Source organism: Comamonas sp., assembly GCF_009360615.1.
Lineage (GTDB): Bacteria > Pseudomonadota > Gammaproteobacteria > Burkholderiales > Burkholderiaceae_C > Comamonas.
On sequence record NZ_SPEY01000071.1, the window covers coordinates 65,461 to 81,003 of the forward strand.

Below are 15,543 nucleotides of genomic sequence, written 5' to 3' on the forward strand. Positions count from 1 at the left end.
CCCATGCATTGCAAGACTATGGTGACCCCCAACTTTCCCAGCAAGCTGCCCAATGTAGGCACTACCATTTTCACCGTCATGTCGGCGATGGCCGCCGAGCACAAGGCCGTCAATCTGGGCCAGGGCTTCCCCGACTTCGGCTGCGACCCCAGGCTGCTCGACGCAGTCAACGACGCCATGCGCGCCGGTCACAACCAGTACCCACCCATGACGGGCTGGCCTGCGCTACGCGAGGCCGTTGCCGCCAAAATCGAAACGCTGCACGGCCGCCGCTATGACGCAGGCAGTGAGATCACCATTACTGCGGGCGCCACCCAGGCCATCCTGACCGCCATCCTGGCCACCGTGCATGCGGGCGACGAAGTCATCGTGCTCGACCCCTGCTACGACAGCTATGTGCCCAATATCGAGATGGCTGGCGGCGTGGCCGTGCGGGTGCCGCTGACGCCCGGCAGCTTCCGCCCCGACTTTGCACGGATCGCGGCCGCCATCACCCCTCGCACGCGCCTGCTGATCATCAACAGCCCGCACAACCCCAGCGCCACCATCTGGACCGATGCGGAAATGCGCCAGCTTGAAGCCCTGCTGGCGCCCACCAATGTGCTGCTGATCAGCGACGAGGTCTATGAGCACATGGTCTTCGACGGCGCGCAGCATCTCAGCAGCGCCCGCTACCCGGGTCTGGCCGAACGCGCCTTCATCGTCTCCAGCTTTGGCAAGACCTACCATGTCACGGGCTGGAAGGTCGGCACCGTCGCCGCGCCCGCCGACCTCACCGCAGAGTTCCGCAAGGTGCACCAGTTCAATGTGTTCACCGTGAACACCCCCATGCAGGCGGGTCTCGCGCAGTACATGCAGGACCCGGCGCCCTATCTGGAACTCTCCGCCTTCTACCAGGCCAAGCGCGATCGGTTTCTCGGTGGCCTGCAGGGCTCGCGCCTGAAGCTGCTGCCCACCGCCGGCACCTATTTTCTCTGCGCCGACATCTCATCGGTCTCCGACCTCAACGAGGCCGATTTCTGCCGGTGGCTGGTGCGGGAAATCGGCGTGGCCGCGATTCCGCTGTCGGCCTTCTACGGCGACGGCTTCGATCAGCGCGTGGTGCGCTTCTGCTTTGCCAAGAAGGACGAAACCCTGATCGAGGCTGCGTCCCGTTTGCGCAAGCTTTGACTGCTTTGCCCTCGCAGAAAAGGAGTGCCTGACGCACTTCCGTCCTGTCTGCCAACGGCTCCGGTTGCGATGCCTGTGTCTGGCCCTTTTCAGCAGCCGCCAAACATCAGGCCGGCATCCACTCCAGAGACCAGGCGCCGCTGTGCACATTCTGCAGCCACAGACAGCAGCTCAGGGTCTTGGCGTCCGTGACCTGGCCGGTGCATACGCCGTGCAGCAACTCGGCAGGTGTCATGCTGCAGACATCGAGAAATTCGTCGGCATCGAGCCGGCGCTCGCCCGCCGTCAAGCCGCGTGCGAAGAAGATGTGGATGACTTCGTCGGAGTACCCGATCGCCAGATGCATGGGGCCGGCATAGGCCCATTCGCGCGCGCTGTAGCCGGTCTCCTCCAGCAGCTCGCGCTGGGCGCAGATCAGCGGCTGTTCGCCCGCATCGAGCTTGCCGGCGGGGAACTCGGTCATGACCCGCCCCACGGGGTAGCGAAACTGCCGCTCCAGCAGCACCCGACCATCGTCGAGCAGCCCGATCACCACCACCGCGCCGGGGTGCACCACATACTCGCGCGTGGCCTGACCGCCATGGGGCAGGCGCACGGTATCGAGCCTCACCTGCAGAAAACTGCCCTGGTGCACCAGCTCGCTCTTGATGGGATGCTCAATCAGATGGGCTTCCTGAATTTCGGGGTCTTGTCGTGTCATCGCTGACTCATCCTTCACACGCACCGTGGCGACAGCGCAAAAACATGCATGGGCTTAATCTTCGCAGAAGCGGCTTCACCCTCCTCCACTCAGACCATGATGCATCCTATCGACACCGCACAGACAGACATACAGCGCCACCAGTTCGGCCGCGTGACGGTGTTTCGCGGCGCCAAGGGTGGCAAATATCCGGACGGCAACCAGATCATGATCCGCGGCAGCGACACGCTGGCGGTACTGGACACGCCTATCGTGGCCAACCATATCGGAGACGAGTTCGATGCCGCCGAGCTGGTGGTGATGGGTCATGTGCATGAGGACCACATGGCCGGCCTGCACCGCCTGCCAGACGCACCGGTCTTTGCTCACCTGAGCGATCTGGCGGCCTTGCAAAGCTGGGAGGGCCTGGTAGCCACCTTGGGCTGGGCCGATCCGGCGCAGGCCGACATCATGCGCAGCAAGCTTGAGAGCGAATTCTTCTACGCCCCCAGACCCGATGCCAGGGGCTACGAAGATGGAGCCGTCTGGTATCTCGGCCAGTCGCAGATCCGCGCCATTCATATGCCGGGCCATACGGCGGGCCACAGCGTGCTGCTGATCGAGCCCGAGGGGGTTGCCTTTATCGGCGATATCGACCTGACGGGCTTCGGGCCCTATTACGGCGATGCCTGCTCCTGTCTGGCGGACTTTCGCCGCAGCCTGGCGCGGCTGCCCGAGATCGAGGCCCGGGTCTGGGTGACTTCTCACCACAAGGGCATCTACACCGAGCGCGAGGTGTTTCTGCGAGACCTCAAGCGCTTTGCTGCGGTCATTGACGAGCGCGGTGCACGCATTCTCGAATGGCTGGCGCAGCGGCCCATGACGATCGCCCAGATGGTCGAGCAGCGCCTGCTCTACCCGCCAGGCTTTGATGCGCCATGGGTACAGGGGGCCGAGGCGCGCAGCATTTCCCAGCATCTGGACGAGCTGCTGGCGGCTGGAGAAATCCTGCAGCAGCGCAACGCGCGGGGCGACGACCTTTATCTGCGCGCTTGAATCCCGGGAAACAAAAAAGCCGACTTCTCAAGGAAGTCGACGGGGCCAGGCGACCGGCCACGCATCCTCCAGGCAAGCGTGACAAACGCACAGCGGCCAGATGAGCCCGGCCCGTTCACCGGGGCTTAGACTCAGGCCACAGCGTCCATGGGCTTGCGCAGAAAGCCCTGGTTGGCGCCCTTGCGGTTGGGCGCAAAGCCGTTCCTGGCCAGGGTTTCGTCGGCAGTTTCGTAAAACACGCCGATCTGCTTGATCTCGCGGGCCTGCTGGGCCGTGGCAATGGGGCGCCCGAACTCGCCCGCAATACGCACCAGCTGCTTGATCTGCTCAACGGTGCTCATCTTGCCCGTGCGGGTCTGGTTCCACAGCACGTCTTCGATCCCGCAGCGCACATGCAGACCCAGGGCCATGCCGATCATATTGATGGGCAGCACATTCAGCACCGAACTCTCCACGGTCACGATGGCGTTGTCGGGCACGGCGCGCAGCATATTGGCCAGGTTGTAAATATTGGCCTGGTCCATGCCGCCGCTGATGGCGACCCAGTTCATGACCAGCGGGCCCTTGTAGACGCCGCGGCGGATCATGCGCTCGATGGTCTCGAAACTGTTGATGTTGTAGACCTGGAAGGCGCTCTGAATGCCCTTTTCGGACAGGCGGCGGATATGTTCCTCGACGAAGCTGGGGTTCGAAGGAACAATCATGTCCTTGTAGGTCTTGTGCAGATGCGGGAAGCCGCGCGAGACACCGCGGAAGTCGTCTTCGCCGGCATGCTCGGTCACATTCATCTGCGTGGTGTTGACGGTCACCGTCACCTGATCGGGCACGGGAGTCAGCTCGGCCAGCATGTGGCGCGTGTCGTCGGAGAGCCACTTGGCCTGGCCATCCGGGCCTTCAGGCGCAAAGCTGATGGAGCCGCCAACCTGGATGATCATCTCGGGCACCCGCTCGCGCACGCCGGCGATCAGCTCGTTGAACTTGGACAGGCGCTTGCTGCCCTTGCCGTCGTCTTCGCGCACATGCAGGTGCAGCACGGTGGCGCCGGCCTCATAGCAGTCCACGGCCTTCTGGATCTGCTCTTCCATGGTGACGGGAATGTCCTCGGGAAAGTCCGAGGGAATCCAGCCCGGGGCATAGGGAGCGGCCGTGATGATCAGCGGCTGCTGGTTTTCGGGATACAGGTGACCGTCAAGAAAGTTCATGGTTGTCGTCTCCGGTTTGAGTGCGGGAAATCAGTGTCTGGACCAGCGGCAACAGGGCATGTCAGTCCTTTGCCGATGCGTGAGGCCAGTATCAAACGCGGTGCGGGATACCACTTTGCATTTCAGGACACGCGCTTTCTCAATCACGACAGGGCCGGCAAGCCACGCCTGAAAGCGAGACAGGCAGCAAAGCTGCGCCAAGAGCTTTGCGGGCCGCAGCCTGAGAACGGCATCGCTCGCATCGGGTAAGTGCGGGGTACTGCAGTCATCAAATGCGAAGTCGCAGGCATGAAGCGTCAAGTCTGGCGACTGGCCGCCAGCCATCATCAATTGCTGCATTCCTCCACCCGGGCACCTGCACGCAAGGACATGCCAGCCGATTCAGCGCCGTATCTGCACTCCGCCAAGGGCGAGATCGGCAGCCAGACCCCATGACAAAACGACAGGAGACCTCCATGACAAGCGCCGTGAATTTCGCAGAACCCGCCACGCCATCACGCAAGCAACATAGGCACAGCATGACTCAAAGCCTGCGCTGCTGCGCTGCCGTGCTTTGTACCGGCCTGCTAACGGGCACGGCTGCGCAGGCCCAGCCCCCGGCACCCACCTGGCCCAGCAAGCCCATACGTATCGTCGTTCCCGCACCTCCGGGCGGCATCACCGACGGCGTGGCGCGCCTGGTAGCCGATCATCTGCAGACCAATCTGGGCCAACCCGTGGTGGTGGACAACAAGCCCGGCGGCTCGGCCGTGATTGCCGAGCGTGCCGTGATGAATGCACCTGCCGACTGGCACACGCTGATGATTGCGCCCTCCAGCGTCTGGACCGACTTTCCGCTCACCGTAAGGACGCCGTTCGATGTGCACAAGACCTTCACCTATGTCTCGGATGTGGCGTCCATGGTGCACATGCTGGTGGCCAACAACCACTTCCCGCCCAACAGGATTCAGGAAGTGCTGGACTACGCGCAAAAGAGCAGCAGCCCGATCAATATCGCCAACCTGAGTCCCGGCACCCGCTCCGACATGCTGGGCGAGCTGCTGAGCGAGAAAAGCGGCGGCAGGATCACCGCCGTGCCTTACAAGGGATCGGCCCCGGCCATCGTCGACCTGATCGGCAATCAGGTGCAGCTGACCTTTGAGGTCGTGACCAATGCCGCCCCGCTGATCAAAGCCGGCAAGATCAAGGCCCTGGGTGTGGTCTCGCCCAATCGCTCGCGGCTGCTGCCCGATGTGCCCAGTTTTGCCGAGCAGAACATGCCCGACTTCGTGCTGCCCGATGCCAGCGTGGGTCTGTTCGTACTGAGCAGCACGCCCCCGTCCTTGGTCCAGAAGGTGCGCCAGGAAATGGACAAGGTGACCCAATCCCCAAAATTCCAGGCACAGCTCAGGAGCCAGGGCTTTGATGCGCCCCAGCCGAGCACCATGTCGCAGCTGCAGCAAAAAATGCTGAGCACGGTGGAGCAGAACCGCAAAATTCTGAGCAAGCTCAGAGTCGCCGGCAACTGAAGGAAGCTGGCGTAGCCGTCCTCATCTCGAGGGCGGCACCTTGGTAGTGTGTTTGGCGGGCCCTTGCGGCCCGCTCTTTTTATGCACCGCCCTGGCCTTCGTGTTGTGCCCTGGCGCGGCTGTCCTTGGCACTGCAGCCAAACTGGCTCTGATACCAGCGCGAAAAACTGCTGGGGGCTGTAAAGCCCAGCAACTCGGCCACTTCGGTCAGAGAACGGCTGCTCTCGAACACATAGCGCCCGGCCAGCTCCTTGCGGATATCGTTCATCAGCGAGGAAAAGCTCTGACCCTTTTCCGTCAGCCGGCGCTGAATGGTGCGTGGCACCACACCCAGGTGCTCGCTGACCTTCTCAATGCTGCAGCGACCGCTGGGCAAGAGCAGCAAGATGGTGCGGCGCACATCGTCCAGCACCGCATCGTCGCTCACGGGTGCCACGGACTCCAGCAGCTTTTGCGCATAACGCACCATGGCGGGGTCGGCAAACTCGTTGCGCGTATCGAGATCGGCCTTGGCGCAGACAATGCAGTTGAACTCCTGGTTGAACTCCACGCGCTGGCCGAACATCAGGTGGTGCATGCTCAGGTCCTTGGGCGCGGCATGCTCGAAACACACCATGCGAGGCTGCCAGTCGCGACCTATCAGCTGCCGAATGGCGCGCACCATCACGCCCAGCGCCAGCTCCACGCGCTGGCGCGTAGGCTCATGGGCACGGCCGGCCAGCAACAGCTCACGGATCAACACCGTGTCGGCCTGCTCGTCCAGCTCCAGCGTCATGGCGCCGTTGAGCAGGGCCAGATGACGCACCAGCAGGTTCAGCGAATCGCGCAGCGTGGCCTGATCGCGGATCAGCAGGCCCACCGGCCCCATATTGGACAGCAGGCGCGAGCGCGCCATGCACAGACCAAAGCTTTCATTGCCCGACTGCGTGGCCGAGGCCTGCAGCAAACGCCCCACCTTGTCCACCGGGATCATCAGATCCGGCTCGTCGAGCACCGCAGGGCTGAGACCAGCATCGAGCAGCATGCGCACGCCATTCAACCCCGAAGCCTGGGCGACTTCGGCGTAATTGGTCAAGCAGGCTGCGCGAACGAGAGAGGCCATGGGGTTTCACTAACTTGGCACTAATTGCAAAGCACCAGTCATGTAATGACAAGCGCCGATCGAGGGGAGTTTTCACACTGGCGACATTGATTCTATAAGGAGACTTCCCAATGAAAAACGAGGTTGGCGCAGCACCCGCCCTTATCCGCTCCAGCTCTTTGACCCGCTCTCTGGAAGTCAATCCTCTGACCTGTTCCATCGGTGCGGAGCTGGCCAACGTTCATCTGGGTGCGGCCGCCGAGGACGAAGGCCTGATGGCCGAGATCCGCCAGGCGCTGCTCAGGCACCGCGTGATCTTTTTCCGCGACCAGGACATCACACGCGCCGAGCATGTGGCGTTTGCGCGCAAGTTTGGCGAACTGGAAGACCACCCGGTGGTGGGCAGCCACCCCGAGCACCCAGGCCTGGTGCAGATCTACAAGACCCCCGACAGCCCTCTGGACCGCAACGAGAACTCCTGGCACACCGACGCGACATGGCGCGAGCAGCCACCCATGGGCTGCGTGCTGCGCTGCGTTGAGTGCCCGTCCGTCGGCGGCGACACCATGTGGGTGAACATGGTGATGGCCTATGAGAACCTGCCAGCCGACATCAAGGTCAAGATCGAGCACCTGCGTGCCCGCCACAGCATCGAAGCGAGCTTTGGTGCCGTCATGCCTATCGAAAAGCGCCTGGCACTCAAGGCCCAATACCCCGACGCGGAGCACCCCGTGGTGCGCATCCACCCCGAAACCGGCGAGAAGATTCTGTTCGTCAACAGCAGCTTCACCACCCATTTCACCAACTACAACACACCCGCCAATGTGCGCTTCGGCCTGGACAAATCGCCCGGCTCCTCGCAACTGCTCAACTACCTCACCAGCCAGGCCATGATTCCCGAGTACCAGGTGCGCTTCAAATGGCGCAGGAACAGCGTAGCCTTCTGGGACAACCGCTCCACCCAGCACTATGCAGTCATGGACTACCAGCCCTGCCACCGCAAGATGGAGCGCACCGCCATCATCGGCGGCCCCACGGACTGAGCCAGGAGACAGAAGATGACCTTGAACCACACGATTCTCATCATCCCCGGCCTGCGCGACCATGTGGAAGAGCACTGGCAGACGCTGCTGGCCAAGGAGCTGGCTGCACAGTCCATCCCCTGTGTCACCGTGCCGCCGCTGGAGCAGGACAAGCTCAGCTGCCAGGCCCGTCTGGACGCCATAGACCTGGCGCTGGACGGCATCGACGGCCCCGTCATCATCGTGGCGCACAGCGCCGGCTGCATGATGGTCGCGCACTGGGCACTGCACCGTGCCCGTCCCATTCTCGGTGCCCTGCTTGCTGCCCCCGCCGATGTGGAAACCCAGATGCCTGCCGGCTACCCCCCCAAAGATGTGCTGGCAGCCCACGGCTGGACGCCCATCCCGCGCCAGCGCCTGCCGTTTCCCACACTGCTGGCAGCCAGCAGCAATGACCCGCTGACCCAGTTGGAGCGCGCTCGCAGCTTTGCGCGCGACTGGGGAAGCGAGCTGGTGGAGCTGGGCCCCCAGGGCCACCTGAACCCGGCCTCGGGCCATGGCCCCTGGCCGCAGGCGAAACAGCTGATCGAGGATTTGCGGGCGCGGATCGAAGCCCGACAGCCCGAGCCGACGGCCTGAGCCGCCCGATAACCATCACGATGAATGCGCAGCCACCCACAATATATAAAAGGTGCGCGCAGATGGGGAGCCAGATCTCCCCGTTGCAGGAGACAAGCAATGAAGGCAAGAACACCCGCCTCGCGCAATTCAGTGAACACCGCTGGCTCTCGGACGGCGGCAGCCAGCGCACTACGCCGGAAATTGGGCCTGGCCGTCATGGCCGTGGCCGCCGGCCTGGCCCTGCCCGCACAGGCCGGGCAGACCGCAGACTGGCCGACCAAGCCCATACGCCTGATCGTCACCGGGCCTGCCGGCGGCACGGCCGACACCCTGGCCCGCCTGCTGGCAGAGGGCATGACGCAGGAGCTCAAGCAGCCCGTGATCGTGGAGTCCAAGCCCGGAGCCTCGGGAGCCATCGGCATCCAGGACCTCAAGTCGCATGGAAAGAGCGGCTACACCTTCCTGGTGATTCAGGACGGAGCGCTGAGCGAGGCACCGCAGGCCCAGAAAGTCAGCTTCGACCCGTTCAAGGACCTGACGCCACTGGCCCAGCTCACACGCACCGGTCTGGTCATGGTCGCCAACAAGGACCTGCCTTTTCAGACCCTGCCCGAATTCATCAGCTACGCCAGGCAGCAACGCGACGGCGTGGACTTTGCCTCCTACGCCACGGGCCTGAAGGGGCACACCTCGGGCATGCTGCTCGGCCAGTTGGCCAAGATCAATATGCGCCATGTGGGCTACAAGGGCTCGCCCCCTGCTCTGGTGGACCTCATGGGGGGCCATATCCCTGTGATGTTCGATGGAGTCACCACTTCGCTGCCCCTGATTCGCAGCGGCAAGATCAAGGCGCTGGCAGTCGTCTACCCGAGCCGTCTGCAGACTTTGCCCGAGGTGCCGACCTTTACGGAGCTCGGCTACCCCCAGCTTTCCAAACCAGGCTGGTTTGCCGTGTGGTCCCATCCGCAAACCCCGGCAGCCATCCAGCAAAAGCTGCGGGATGTAGCGCTGGCGCATTTCCGCAAGGAGGCCGTTCTCAAACAGCTCGCTTCGCTGGGCATGGAGCCCGGCCAGCCGCTGAGCACAGCCGACATGACGACCGACCTCAAAGAAGCCAGCCGCAAGCAGGCGGCCCTGCTCAAGTCCATAGGCTACAAGCCCGAGAACTGAGGCCCGGGCCCTTGAGCAATTGCTCTCAAGCGGCTCCATTACCTATCTGATTCAAGACCTCTGCCCGGTGCCCCTCGGCACCGTGGGCGGCTGCACCCGGCTCAAGCCCTTTTGCGGGATTCGAGCCGGGGCTTGCCTGCGCCTTCAACCCATCCCCAGGCCCGGGTCCGGGTCTAGCTTTGCCCTGCTGCGTTTTTCGTCGGTTTGCCATCAGGCATCTTTTTCAACGGTTCACGGAGACATGAATGACTACAAAAAAAATGGCTTTCAATACGCTAGGCGCTTTCGCATGCGCGCTGGCGCCGCTGGCGGTCTCGGCACAATCGTCGGTGCAGGTCTACGGCGTGGTCGATATGGCCGTATCCAACTACCGCGGCGCGGGCGCAGGCTCGCGCCAGATGCTGACCTCCAGCGGCAATCAGGCCAGCCGTCTGGGCTTTCGGGGCCGCGAAGACCTCGGCAGCGGTCTGGCCGCCGGCTTTGATCTGGAAGCGGGCCTCAATACCGACAACGGTACCGGCCAGGCCTCCAACACCAACAACCAGGCCTCGGGAGCGGGCAGCAGCAACGGCCTGAGCTTCAACCGCAAGTCCCTGGTCTATCTGCAGAGCAAGCAATGGGGCGAGGTACGTCTGGGCCGCGACTATGTGCCCGCCTTCTGGAACATGTTCAACTACGACCCCTTTCGCCTGGGCGTGGGCATGAGCCTGCATGTGCTGCACGGCACGACGGTGACGGGCTTTCGGGCGTCGAACAGCATTGGTTACCTCTCGCCCGGCTGCTCCAGCTCGAGTTGCAAGGGACTGTTCTATCAATTGATGGTGGCATTCGGCGAAAACGATGCCGGCCCCAACCGTCAGGACGGCCGCGTCCATGGTGCACGCCTGGGTTATGGCGGCGATAACTGGGATGCAGCCGTCGCCATCACAACCACCAAGAACCGTGCCGCCGACGATTACAGGCAGATCAATGCCGCCGCTTCCTACCTCTGGGAGGGTCACCGCCTCATGGTTCTGGCTGCCGATCACCGCACCGGCAACCGCCTGGCAAGCCTGGACAACGCCAACCATGTGCGCTACTGGCAGCTGGGCGCCATCTGGAAGGTCGGCAACGACAACATCCCCATGAGCTTCATGCGCCTGAGCCGCAACGACAACAGCGGCAGCAGCTCCAACAAGTACGCCGTGGGCTATGTGCACAACCTCTCCAAGCGCACTGCCCTCTACGGCACCTATGCCTATGTAGACAATCGCGGCAGCATCAACCTGCCGGTGGCCACGGGTGCTCTGCAGGGCCCGATCCCGGTCGCTGGCGGCAATGCCTCGGGCTTCGACATCGGCATTCGCCACACGTTCTGAGTCCCGTCCATGGCAACTGGCACCTGCCGGTTGCCGGCCAGAGGGCATCAATCCTGAAACCATAGAAAAAGGCCCGCAGAGATAATCTGCGGGCCTTTTTCATCGCACATCAGCGCTCGATGGTTCAGCAACAGTTGTCAGGCGGTTTGAGCCAGAGCAGTCCCTCCCTGACCAGGACTTCGTAGAGAGGAATCGTCATCTGCGGCGATGCCGTGCACTTGCCGCTGCGGATATCGAACTGGAGTCCATGCGCGGGGCAACTCAGCACATGAGCTTCGCAATTTCCGCCGGCCATGGAGGCACCCGCATGCGGGCAGCTGTTCTCCAAGGCATAGAACTCGCCTTCGGCATTCAGCAGCAAGATGCATTGGCCGCCAGGCGTGAAAACCAGCTTGCGCCCGCCAGGCGGCAAATCCCGCACGGCGCCGGCAGCCAGCAATGCGGTATCAGGCGAAGATGCTGTCGGCAACACGGGCATGCTCCATGGCGCGCAGCAGCTCCGCAGGCGCCACCGCGCCCGTCACCTGCAGACGCTGGTTGAACACCATATGCGGCACGCCGCCGGTATGACTGGCCTCGCTTTGGCAGCGCAGCGCATCAAAGCGGGAAGGATTCCAGTCCAGTGCCGCCGAATGCGCCAGCTGCCGCAGCACCATGACCGAGCCTATATCGCGGCCCTGCACAAAGTAAGCGGCAAAGATGGACTCCACAAAGCGGATCATGGATTCGCCATCGAGCAGAGTCTGGGCGTAGTTGACCAACGCACAAACCAGGCGCGTGCTGGGGAAGGTTTCAATCAGCGCATGATTGATCTGCAGACCCGCCGCGTGGGCCGCCGAACGTACCTGGGCACGGCGAACCTCCACGGCTCTGGGACTGCCGAGCCGGGCTTCGTAGAAGGCCTGGTAAGGCACTCCATGCTCCGGGATCTGGGGCAGCAGAGTGTCTGCATGCCAATGGATTGCAAGCTGCTGGTCGGGATATCTGGCCAGCAGCATCTCACGGGCGGCCAGCAGATTGCGCAGACCGATCCAGCACCAGGGGCAGATCAGGTCCAGCGAAAAGTCGACCTGCAGTGTCGTTGCAGCAGAGCTTTGAGTCATGACATCTATCTCTTTGGGCAGTCACCAAGGTTGATGCAAAAAAGGCTGAATGGCTCAGCCCTTTTCATACCGAAGTGCGGCCTTCGATATCTCAGAGCGTGAAGATGGCCGATCCCACAATCTTGCGTGCTTCCAGGTCGCGGTGAGCCTGCACGGCGTCTTCCAGCGCATAGCGATTGCTGATATCCACCTTGATACGGCCTTCGGCCACATGGGCGAACAACTCGTTGGCCAGCTCTGCACGCTCCGCGGGGTCGGCGATGTAATGCGCCGATGCAGGACGCGTCAGGAAGAGCGAGCCCTTGCCGGCCAGAATCTGCGGGTTGAATGGTGCAATGGAGCCCGACGCCGTGCCCAGACAGACCATCAGCCCGCGCACCTTCAGGCTGTTGAGCGATCCCTCGAAAGTGTCCTTGCCCACGCTGTCGAAGACGGCATTCACACCCACGCCATCGGTCAGCTCACGCACGCGCTTGGCCACATCTTCATGGCTGTAGTTGATGGTGTGAACGCAGCCGTTCGCCTTGGCCACTTCGGCCTTGGCATCGCTGGAGACTGTGCCGATCACGTTCAGGCCTTCCAGCTTGGCCCACTGCGACACCAGCAGACCCACGCCACCGGCTGCAGCGTGTAGCAGGATGGTGTCGCCCTTCTTGAAGTCCCAGATGCGGCGCATCAGGTAGGCCGCGGTCAGTCCACGCATGGTGATGGCCGCTGCGGTTTCAAAGCTGATGTTGTCAGGCAGACGGATCAGGGGAGCAGCAGAAATCAGGCGCTCCGTGGCGTAAGCGCCTATGGTGTTCAGCGCGCCGGTATAGGTCACGCGGTCGCCGACCTTGAAATCCGTCACGCCGTCGCCCACGGCCGTGATGGTGCCGCAAGCCTCGCTGCCCACGCCCGCGGGCAAAGGCGCGGGATACAGACCGGAGCGGAAATAGGTATCGGCAAAGTTCAAGGCCACAGCGCCCTGCTTGAGGCGGACCTGACCCGGACCGGGTTGGCCGACTTCAATGTCTTCCTGTCGCAACACCTCGGGGCCGCCAACTTCGTGATAACGGATTACTTTTGCCATACAAACTCCCAGTCAGATACCAATCGAAAGGTGATACGGAACACGCCCTCACCTCGAACAGATTCGATACGAATCAATGACTTAAGCCATATCCCCGCTATCTCTCCATTCAGACTGGACTGAATTTATGGGAATTCGCCTGCAAGGCATTTCCCGAGAACGCCGCTCTCTTGTCTTTACGCGACACCACTGGTAAATATCAGGCCAAAAAATTACTTCAAAGTTTCTCTTTGATTGAAAGCCTGCCGCAAGCGTTGCCCACCATATTGCGCGTCTGTGACTGCGGCAAGCCCGTCCCAGCCTCTAGAATCATTCCGTTTACGTAAACGTCAAACCAATGCGAGGACCTGGCATTCATGCCAGGTGCTGGACATGAAGTCGAGGGAAGCCCCTGCCATCCGTGGCAGGCAACATCCCCAACAATCCAAGGCACAACCCAGGTCTGGCAGCCAGCCGGGCCAGCATTCAAGGAAACAGAGACGATGACCTACAAAGCGCCCATCAAAGACATGCTGTTCGACATGGAGCATCTGGCCCAGATCGAGCAGGTCGCCCAGATTCCCGGCTTTGAAGATGCGGGGCTGGAGACCGCGCAGGCCGTTCTCGAAGAATGCGCCAAGCTTTGCGAAGGCGTGGTCGCACCCCTGAATGTGCCGGGCGATGTCAATCCCTCTTCCTTCAAGGATGGCGTCGTCACAACGACTCCCGGCTTTGCCGATGCCTTCAGGCAGTACGCCGAAGGCGGCTGGCAAGGCCTTCAGCACCCTGCCGACTTTGGCGGCCAGGGCCTGCCCAAGACCATTGGTGCAGCCTGTATCGAGATGCTCAACAGCGCCAACCTGAGCTTTGCGCTGTGCCCGCTGCTGACCGACGGCGCCATCGAGGCCCTGCTCACGGCAGGCAGCGATGCGCTCAAGTCCACCTACCTGGAAAAGCTCGTGACCGGCGAGTGGACCGGCACCATGAACCTGACCGAACCCCAGGCCGGCTCCGATCTGGCCCTGGTGCGCACCAGGGCCGAGCCTCAGGGGGACGGCAGCTACAAGGTCTTCGGCACCAAGATCTTCATTACCTATGGTGAGCACGATATGGCGGACAACATCGTCCACCTCGTGCTGGCCCGCGTGGCCGGTGCGCCCGAGGGCGTCAAGGGAATCAGCCTGTTTGTCGTGCCCAAGTTCCTCGTGAACCAGGACGGCACCCTGGGCGAGCGCAACGATGTGCACTGCGTCAGCATCGAGCACAAGATGGGCATCAAGGCATCGCCAACCGCCGTGCTGCAGTATGGCGACAACGGCGGCGCCATCGGCTATCTGGTCGGTGAAGAGAACCGCGGCCTCGAATACATGTTCATCATGATGAACGCCGCCCGCTATGCCGTGGGCCTGCAGGGCCTGGCCGTGGCCGAGCGCGCCTACCAGCACGCCGTGGCCTACGCCAAGGAACGCGTGCAAAGCCGCCCCGTCGACGGCTCGGTCAAGGCCAGCGCCACCATCATCCACCACCCCGATGTGCGCCGCATGCTGATGACCATGCGTGCCAGCAACGAGGGCTGCCGCGCCATGGCCACCACGGCTGCTGCGGCCTACGACGCCGCCCACCACCATCCCAGCGCAGAGGTGCGCCAGGCCAACCAGACCTTCTATGAATTCATGGTGCCCCTGGTCAAGGGATACAGCACCGAAATGAGCCTGGAAGTCACCAGCCTGGGCGTGCAGGTGCATGGCGGCATGGGCTTCATCGAGGAAACCGGCGCCGCACAGTACTACCGAGACGCCAAGATCCTGACCATCTATGAAGGCACGACCGCCATCCAGGCGAACGACCTGGTCGGCCGCAAGACAGCGCGTGATGGCGGCCAGACCGCCAAGGCGATTGCCGCCCAGATCGAGAAGACCGAGGCGGCTCTCATCGCCACCGGTACCGACACGGCCAAGGTGGTCGCCAGGAATCTGGCCCAGGCCCGCGAGGCCTTTGTGCAGGTGGTGGACTTCATCGTGGCCCAGGCCAAGGCCGACCCCAATGCGGCCTATGCCGGCAGCGTCCCCTATCTGATGCTCACCGGCAATCTGGTCGCCGGCTGGCAACTGGGCCGCTCGGTGCTGGCTGCGCAAGACCTGCTGGCCAAGGGCCAGGACACGGCCTTCATGCAGGCCAAGCTGGCCACAGCACAGTTCTATGTCGAGCATATTCTGTCCCGGGTGCCCGGCCAGGCCGATGCCGTGATCAACGGTGCGGCCAGCGTGATGGCATTGCCCATGGAACTGTTCTGATCCTGCACCTGACGGCGGGCAACCACGCCCTGCTGCATCAGGAAATGGTTGAAAATGGCGGCTAGCACTGATAAAAAAAGCGCTAGCCGCTATGTTTTTTGAATCAAAAACACCACGGAACCGGTTATTCTCCAATTTCCAGGCCGTCGCCGCTGCCTGGACTGCCAGCGCCCGTCGCCGAGGGCCATTGACGATGCGGGCTTTCCGGCCTCCCCGCTCCGCTCGGTG

The 15,543-nt window shown here is 62.6% G+C and carries 15 protein-coding genes; 9 read left to right on the forward strand and 6 right to left on the reverse strand.

Features of this window, described 5'->3' with window-relative positions:
• Positions 1-3 precede the first annotated feature (3 nt).
• A complete protein-coding gene (locus E2583_RS18270; protein ID WP_291597628.1) occupies positions 4-1,170 on the forward strand; it encodes a pyridoxal phosphate-dependent aminotransferase in 1,167 nt (388 codons plus the stop codon).
• Positions 1,171-1,276: 106 nt separating this feature from the next.
• Here E2583_RS18270 and E2583_RS18275 read toward each other — a convergent pair whose 3' ends face one another.
• The gene (locus E2583_RS18275; protein WP_291597629.1) at positions 1,277-1,870 is read right to left on the reverse strand and encodes an NUDIX hydrolase; all 594 of its coding nucleotides are present in this window, start codon (positions 1,868-1,870) and stop codon (positions 1,277-1,279) included.
• A gap of 96 nt (positions 1,871-1,966) precedes the next feature.
• Here E2583_RS18275 and E2583_RS18280 point away from each other — a divergent pair, with 96 nt between their 5' ends.
• On the forward strand, positions 1,967-2,905 hold the full coding sequence (locus E2583_RS18280) for an MBL fold metallo-hydrolase (RefSeq protein ID WP_291597630.1): 939 nt from the start codon (positions 1,967-1,969) through the stop codon (positions 2,903-2,905).
• Positions 2,906-3,036: 131 nt separating this feature from the next.
• Here E2583_RS18280 and E2583_RS18285 read toward each other — a convergent pair whose 3' ends face one another.
• Positions 3,037-4,107, reverse strand: coding sequence for a 3-keto-5-aminohexanoate cleavage protein (locus E2583_RS18285; RefSeq protein ID WP_043005289.1), 1,071 nt, complete (start codon positions 4,105-4,107; stop codon positions 3,037-3,039).
• 288 nt (positions 4,108-4,395) lie between these two features.
• On the opposite strand from E2583_RS18285, the gene E2583_RS18290 reads away from it, so the two are divergent.
• Entirely contained in the window at positions 4,396-4,542 is a 147-nt protein-coding gene (locus tag E2583_RS18290) for a hypothetical protein (RefSeq protein ID WP_291597631.1), read from the forward strand.
• An 83-nt stretch (positions 4,543-4,625) separates the two neighbouring features.
• Positions 4,626-5,615, forward strand: coding sequence for a tripartite tricarboxylate transporter substrate binding protein (locus tag E2583_RS18295; RefSeq protein WP_291597632.1), 990 nt, complete (start codon positions 4,626-4,628; stop codon positions 5,613-5,615).
• A gap of 79 nt (positions 5,616-5,694) precedes the next feature.
• Here E2583_RS18295 and E2583_RS18300 read toward each other — a convergent pair whose 3' ends face one another.
• The gene (locus E2583_RS18300; RefSeq protein WP_291597633.1) at positions 5,695-6,717 is read right to left on the reverse strand and encodes an AraC family transcriptional regulator; all 1,023 of its coding nucleotides are present in this window, start codon (positions 6,715-6,717) and stop codon (positions 5,695-5,697) included.
• Positions 6,718-6,827: 110 nt separating this feature from the next.
• Here E2583_RS18300 and E2583_RS18305 point away from each other — a divergent pair, with 110 nt between their 5' ends.
• The 4 genes from E2583_RS18305 to E2583_RS18320 all read left to right on the forward strand — a co-directional run bounded on the left by E2583_RS18305 (position 6,828) and on the right by E2583_RS18320 (position 10,867).
• Entirely contained in the window at positions 6,828-7,739 is a 912-nt protein-coding gene (locus tag E2583_RS18305; protein ID WP_051962202.1) for a TauD/TfdA family dioxygenase, read from the forward strand.
• Positions 7,740-7,754: 15 nt separating this feature from the next.
• Positions 7,755-8,357 (forward strand): alpha/beta fold hydrolase, encoded by a 603-nt coding sequence (locus E2583_RS18310; protein WP_291597634.1) that lies wholly within the window; start codon positions 7,755-7,757, stop codon positions 8,355-8,357.
• Positions 8,358-8,456: 99 nt separating this feature from the next.
• Positions 8,457-9,509: a tripartite tricarboxylate transporter substrate binding protein gene (locus E2583_RS18315; RefSeq protein WP_291597635.1), complete on the forward strand. Its 1,053-nt coding sequence runs from the start codon at positions 8,457-8,459 to the stop codon at positions 9,507-9,509.
• A 245-nt stretch (positions 9,510-9,754) separates the two neighbouring features.
• Entirely contained in the window at positions 9,755-10,867 is a 1,113-nt protein-coding gene (locus E2583_RS18320; protein WP_291597636.1) for a porin, read from the forward strand.
• Positions 10,868-10,991: 124 nt separating this feature from the next.
• On the opposite strand, the gene E2583_RS18325 is transcribed toward E2583_RS18320, so the two are convergent.
• From E2583_RS18325 to E2583_RS18335, 3 genes are all read right to left on the reverse strand, one after another.
• Positions 10,992-11,345, reverse strand: a complete 354-nt coding sequence (locus E2583_RS18325) for a Rieske (2Fe-2S) protein (protein ID WP_291597637.1) — start codon at positions 11,343-11,345, stop codon at positions 10,992-10,994.
• A complete protein-coding gene (locus tag E2583_RS18330) occupies positions 11,314-11,970 on the reverse strand; it encodes a DsbA family protein (RefSeq protein WP_291597638.1) in 657 nt (218 codons plus the stop codon). Before E2583_RS18330 ends, E2583_RS18325 begins: the two co-directional genes overlap by 32 nt.
• Before the next feature lie 91 nt (positions 11,971-12,061).
• Entirely contained in the window at positions 12,062-13,042 is a 981-nt protein-coding gene (locus tag E2583_RS18335) for a quinone oxidoreductase (RefSeq protein WP_291597639.1), read from the reverse strand.
• 482 nt (positions 13,043-13,524) lie between these two features.
• Here E2583_RS18335 and E2583_RS18340 point away from each other — a divergent pair, with 482 nt between their 5' ends.
• A complete protein-coding gene (locus E2583_RS18340; protein ID WP_291597640.1) occupies positions 13,525-15,315 on the forward strand; it encodes an acyl-CoA dehydrogenase in 1,791 nt (596 codons plus the stop codon).
• The last annotated feature ends 228 nt before the right edge of the window (positions 15,316-15,543 follow it).

What these genes read in the sequence shown, in the direction of transcription:
- E2583_RS18310 (WP_291597634.1), top strand. Translation starts at nt 7,755, where the DNA reads ATGACCTTGAACCACACGATTCTCATCATCCCCGGCCTGCGCGACCAT.
- E2583_RS18290 (WP_291597631.1), top strand. Translation starts at nt 4,396, where the DNA reads ATGAAGCGTCAAGTCTGGCGACTGGCCGCCAGCCATCATCAATTGCTG.
- E2583_RS18270 (WP_291597628.1), top strand. Translation starts at nt 4, where the DNA reads ATGCATTGCAAGACTATGGTGACCCCCAACTTTCCCAGCAAGCTGCCC.
- E2583_RS18285 (WP_043005289.1), bottom strand. Translation starts at nt 4,107, where the DNA reads ATGAACTTTCTTGACGGTCACCTGTATCCCGAAAACCAGCAGCCGCTG.
- E2583_RS18315 (WP_291597635.1), top strand. Translation starts at nt 8,457, where the DNA reads ATGAAGGCAAGAACACCCGCCTCGCGCAATTCAGTGAACACCGCTGGC.
- E2583_RS18280 (WP_291597630.1), top strand. Translation starts at nt 1,967, where the DNA reads ATGATGCATCCTATCGACACCGCACAGACAGACATACAGCGCCACCAG.
- E2583_RS18325 (WP_291597637.1), bottom strand. Translation starts at nt 11,345, where the DNA reads ATGCCCGTGTTGCCGACAGCATCTTCGCCTGATACCGCATTGCTGGCT.
- E2583_RS18295 (WP_291597632.1), top strand. Translation starts at nt 4,626, where the DNA reads ATGACTCAAAGCCTGCGCTGCTGCGCTGCCGTGCTTTGTACCGGCCTG.
- E2583_RS18305 (WP_051962202.1), top strand. Translation starts at nt 6,828, where the DNA reads ATGAAAAACGAGGTTGGCGCAGCACCCGCCCTTATCCGCTCCAGCTCT.
- E2583_RS18275 (WP_291597629.1), bottom strand. Translation starts at nt 1,870, where the DNA reads ATGACACGACAAGACCCCGAAATTCAGGAAGCCCATCTGATTGAGCAT.
- E2583_RS18300 (WP_291597633.1), bottom strand. Translation starts at nt 6,717, where the DNA reads ATGGCCTCTCTCGTTCGCGCAGCCTGCTTGACCAATTACGCCGAAGTC.
- E2583_RS18340 (WP_291597640.1), top strand. Translation starts at nt 13,525, where the DNA reads ATGACCTACAAAGCGCCCATCAAAGACATGCTGTTCGACATGGAGCAT.
- E2583_RS18320 (WP_291597636.1), top strand. Translation starts at nt 9,755, where the DNA reads ATGACTACAAAAAAAATGGCTTTCAATACGCTAGGCGCTTTCGCATGC.
- E2583_RS18335 (WP_291597639.1), bottom strand. Translation starts at nt 13,042, where the DNA reads ATGGCAAAAGTAATCCGTTATCACGAAGTTGGCGGCCCCGAGGTGTTG.
- E2583_RS18330 (WP_291597638.1), bottom strand. Translation starts at nt 11,970, where the DNA reads ATGACTCAAAGCTCTGCTGCAACGACACTGCAGGTCGACTTTTCGCTG.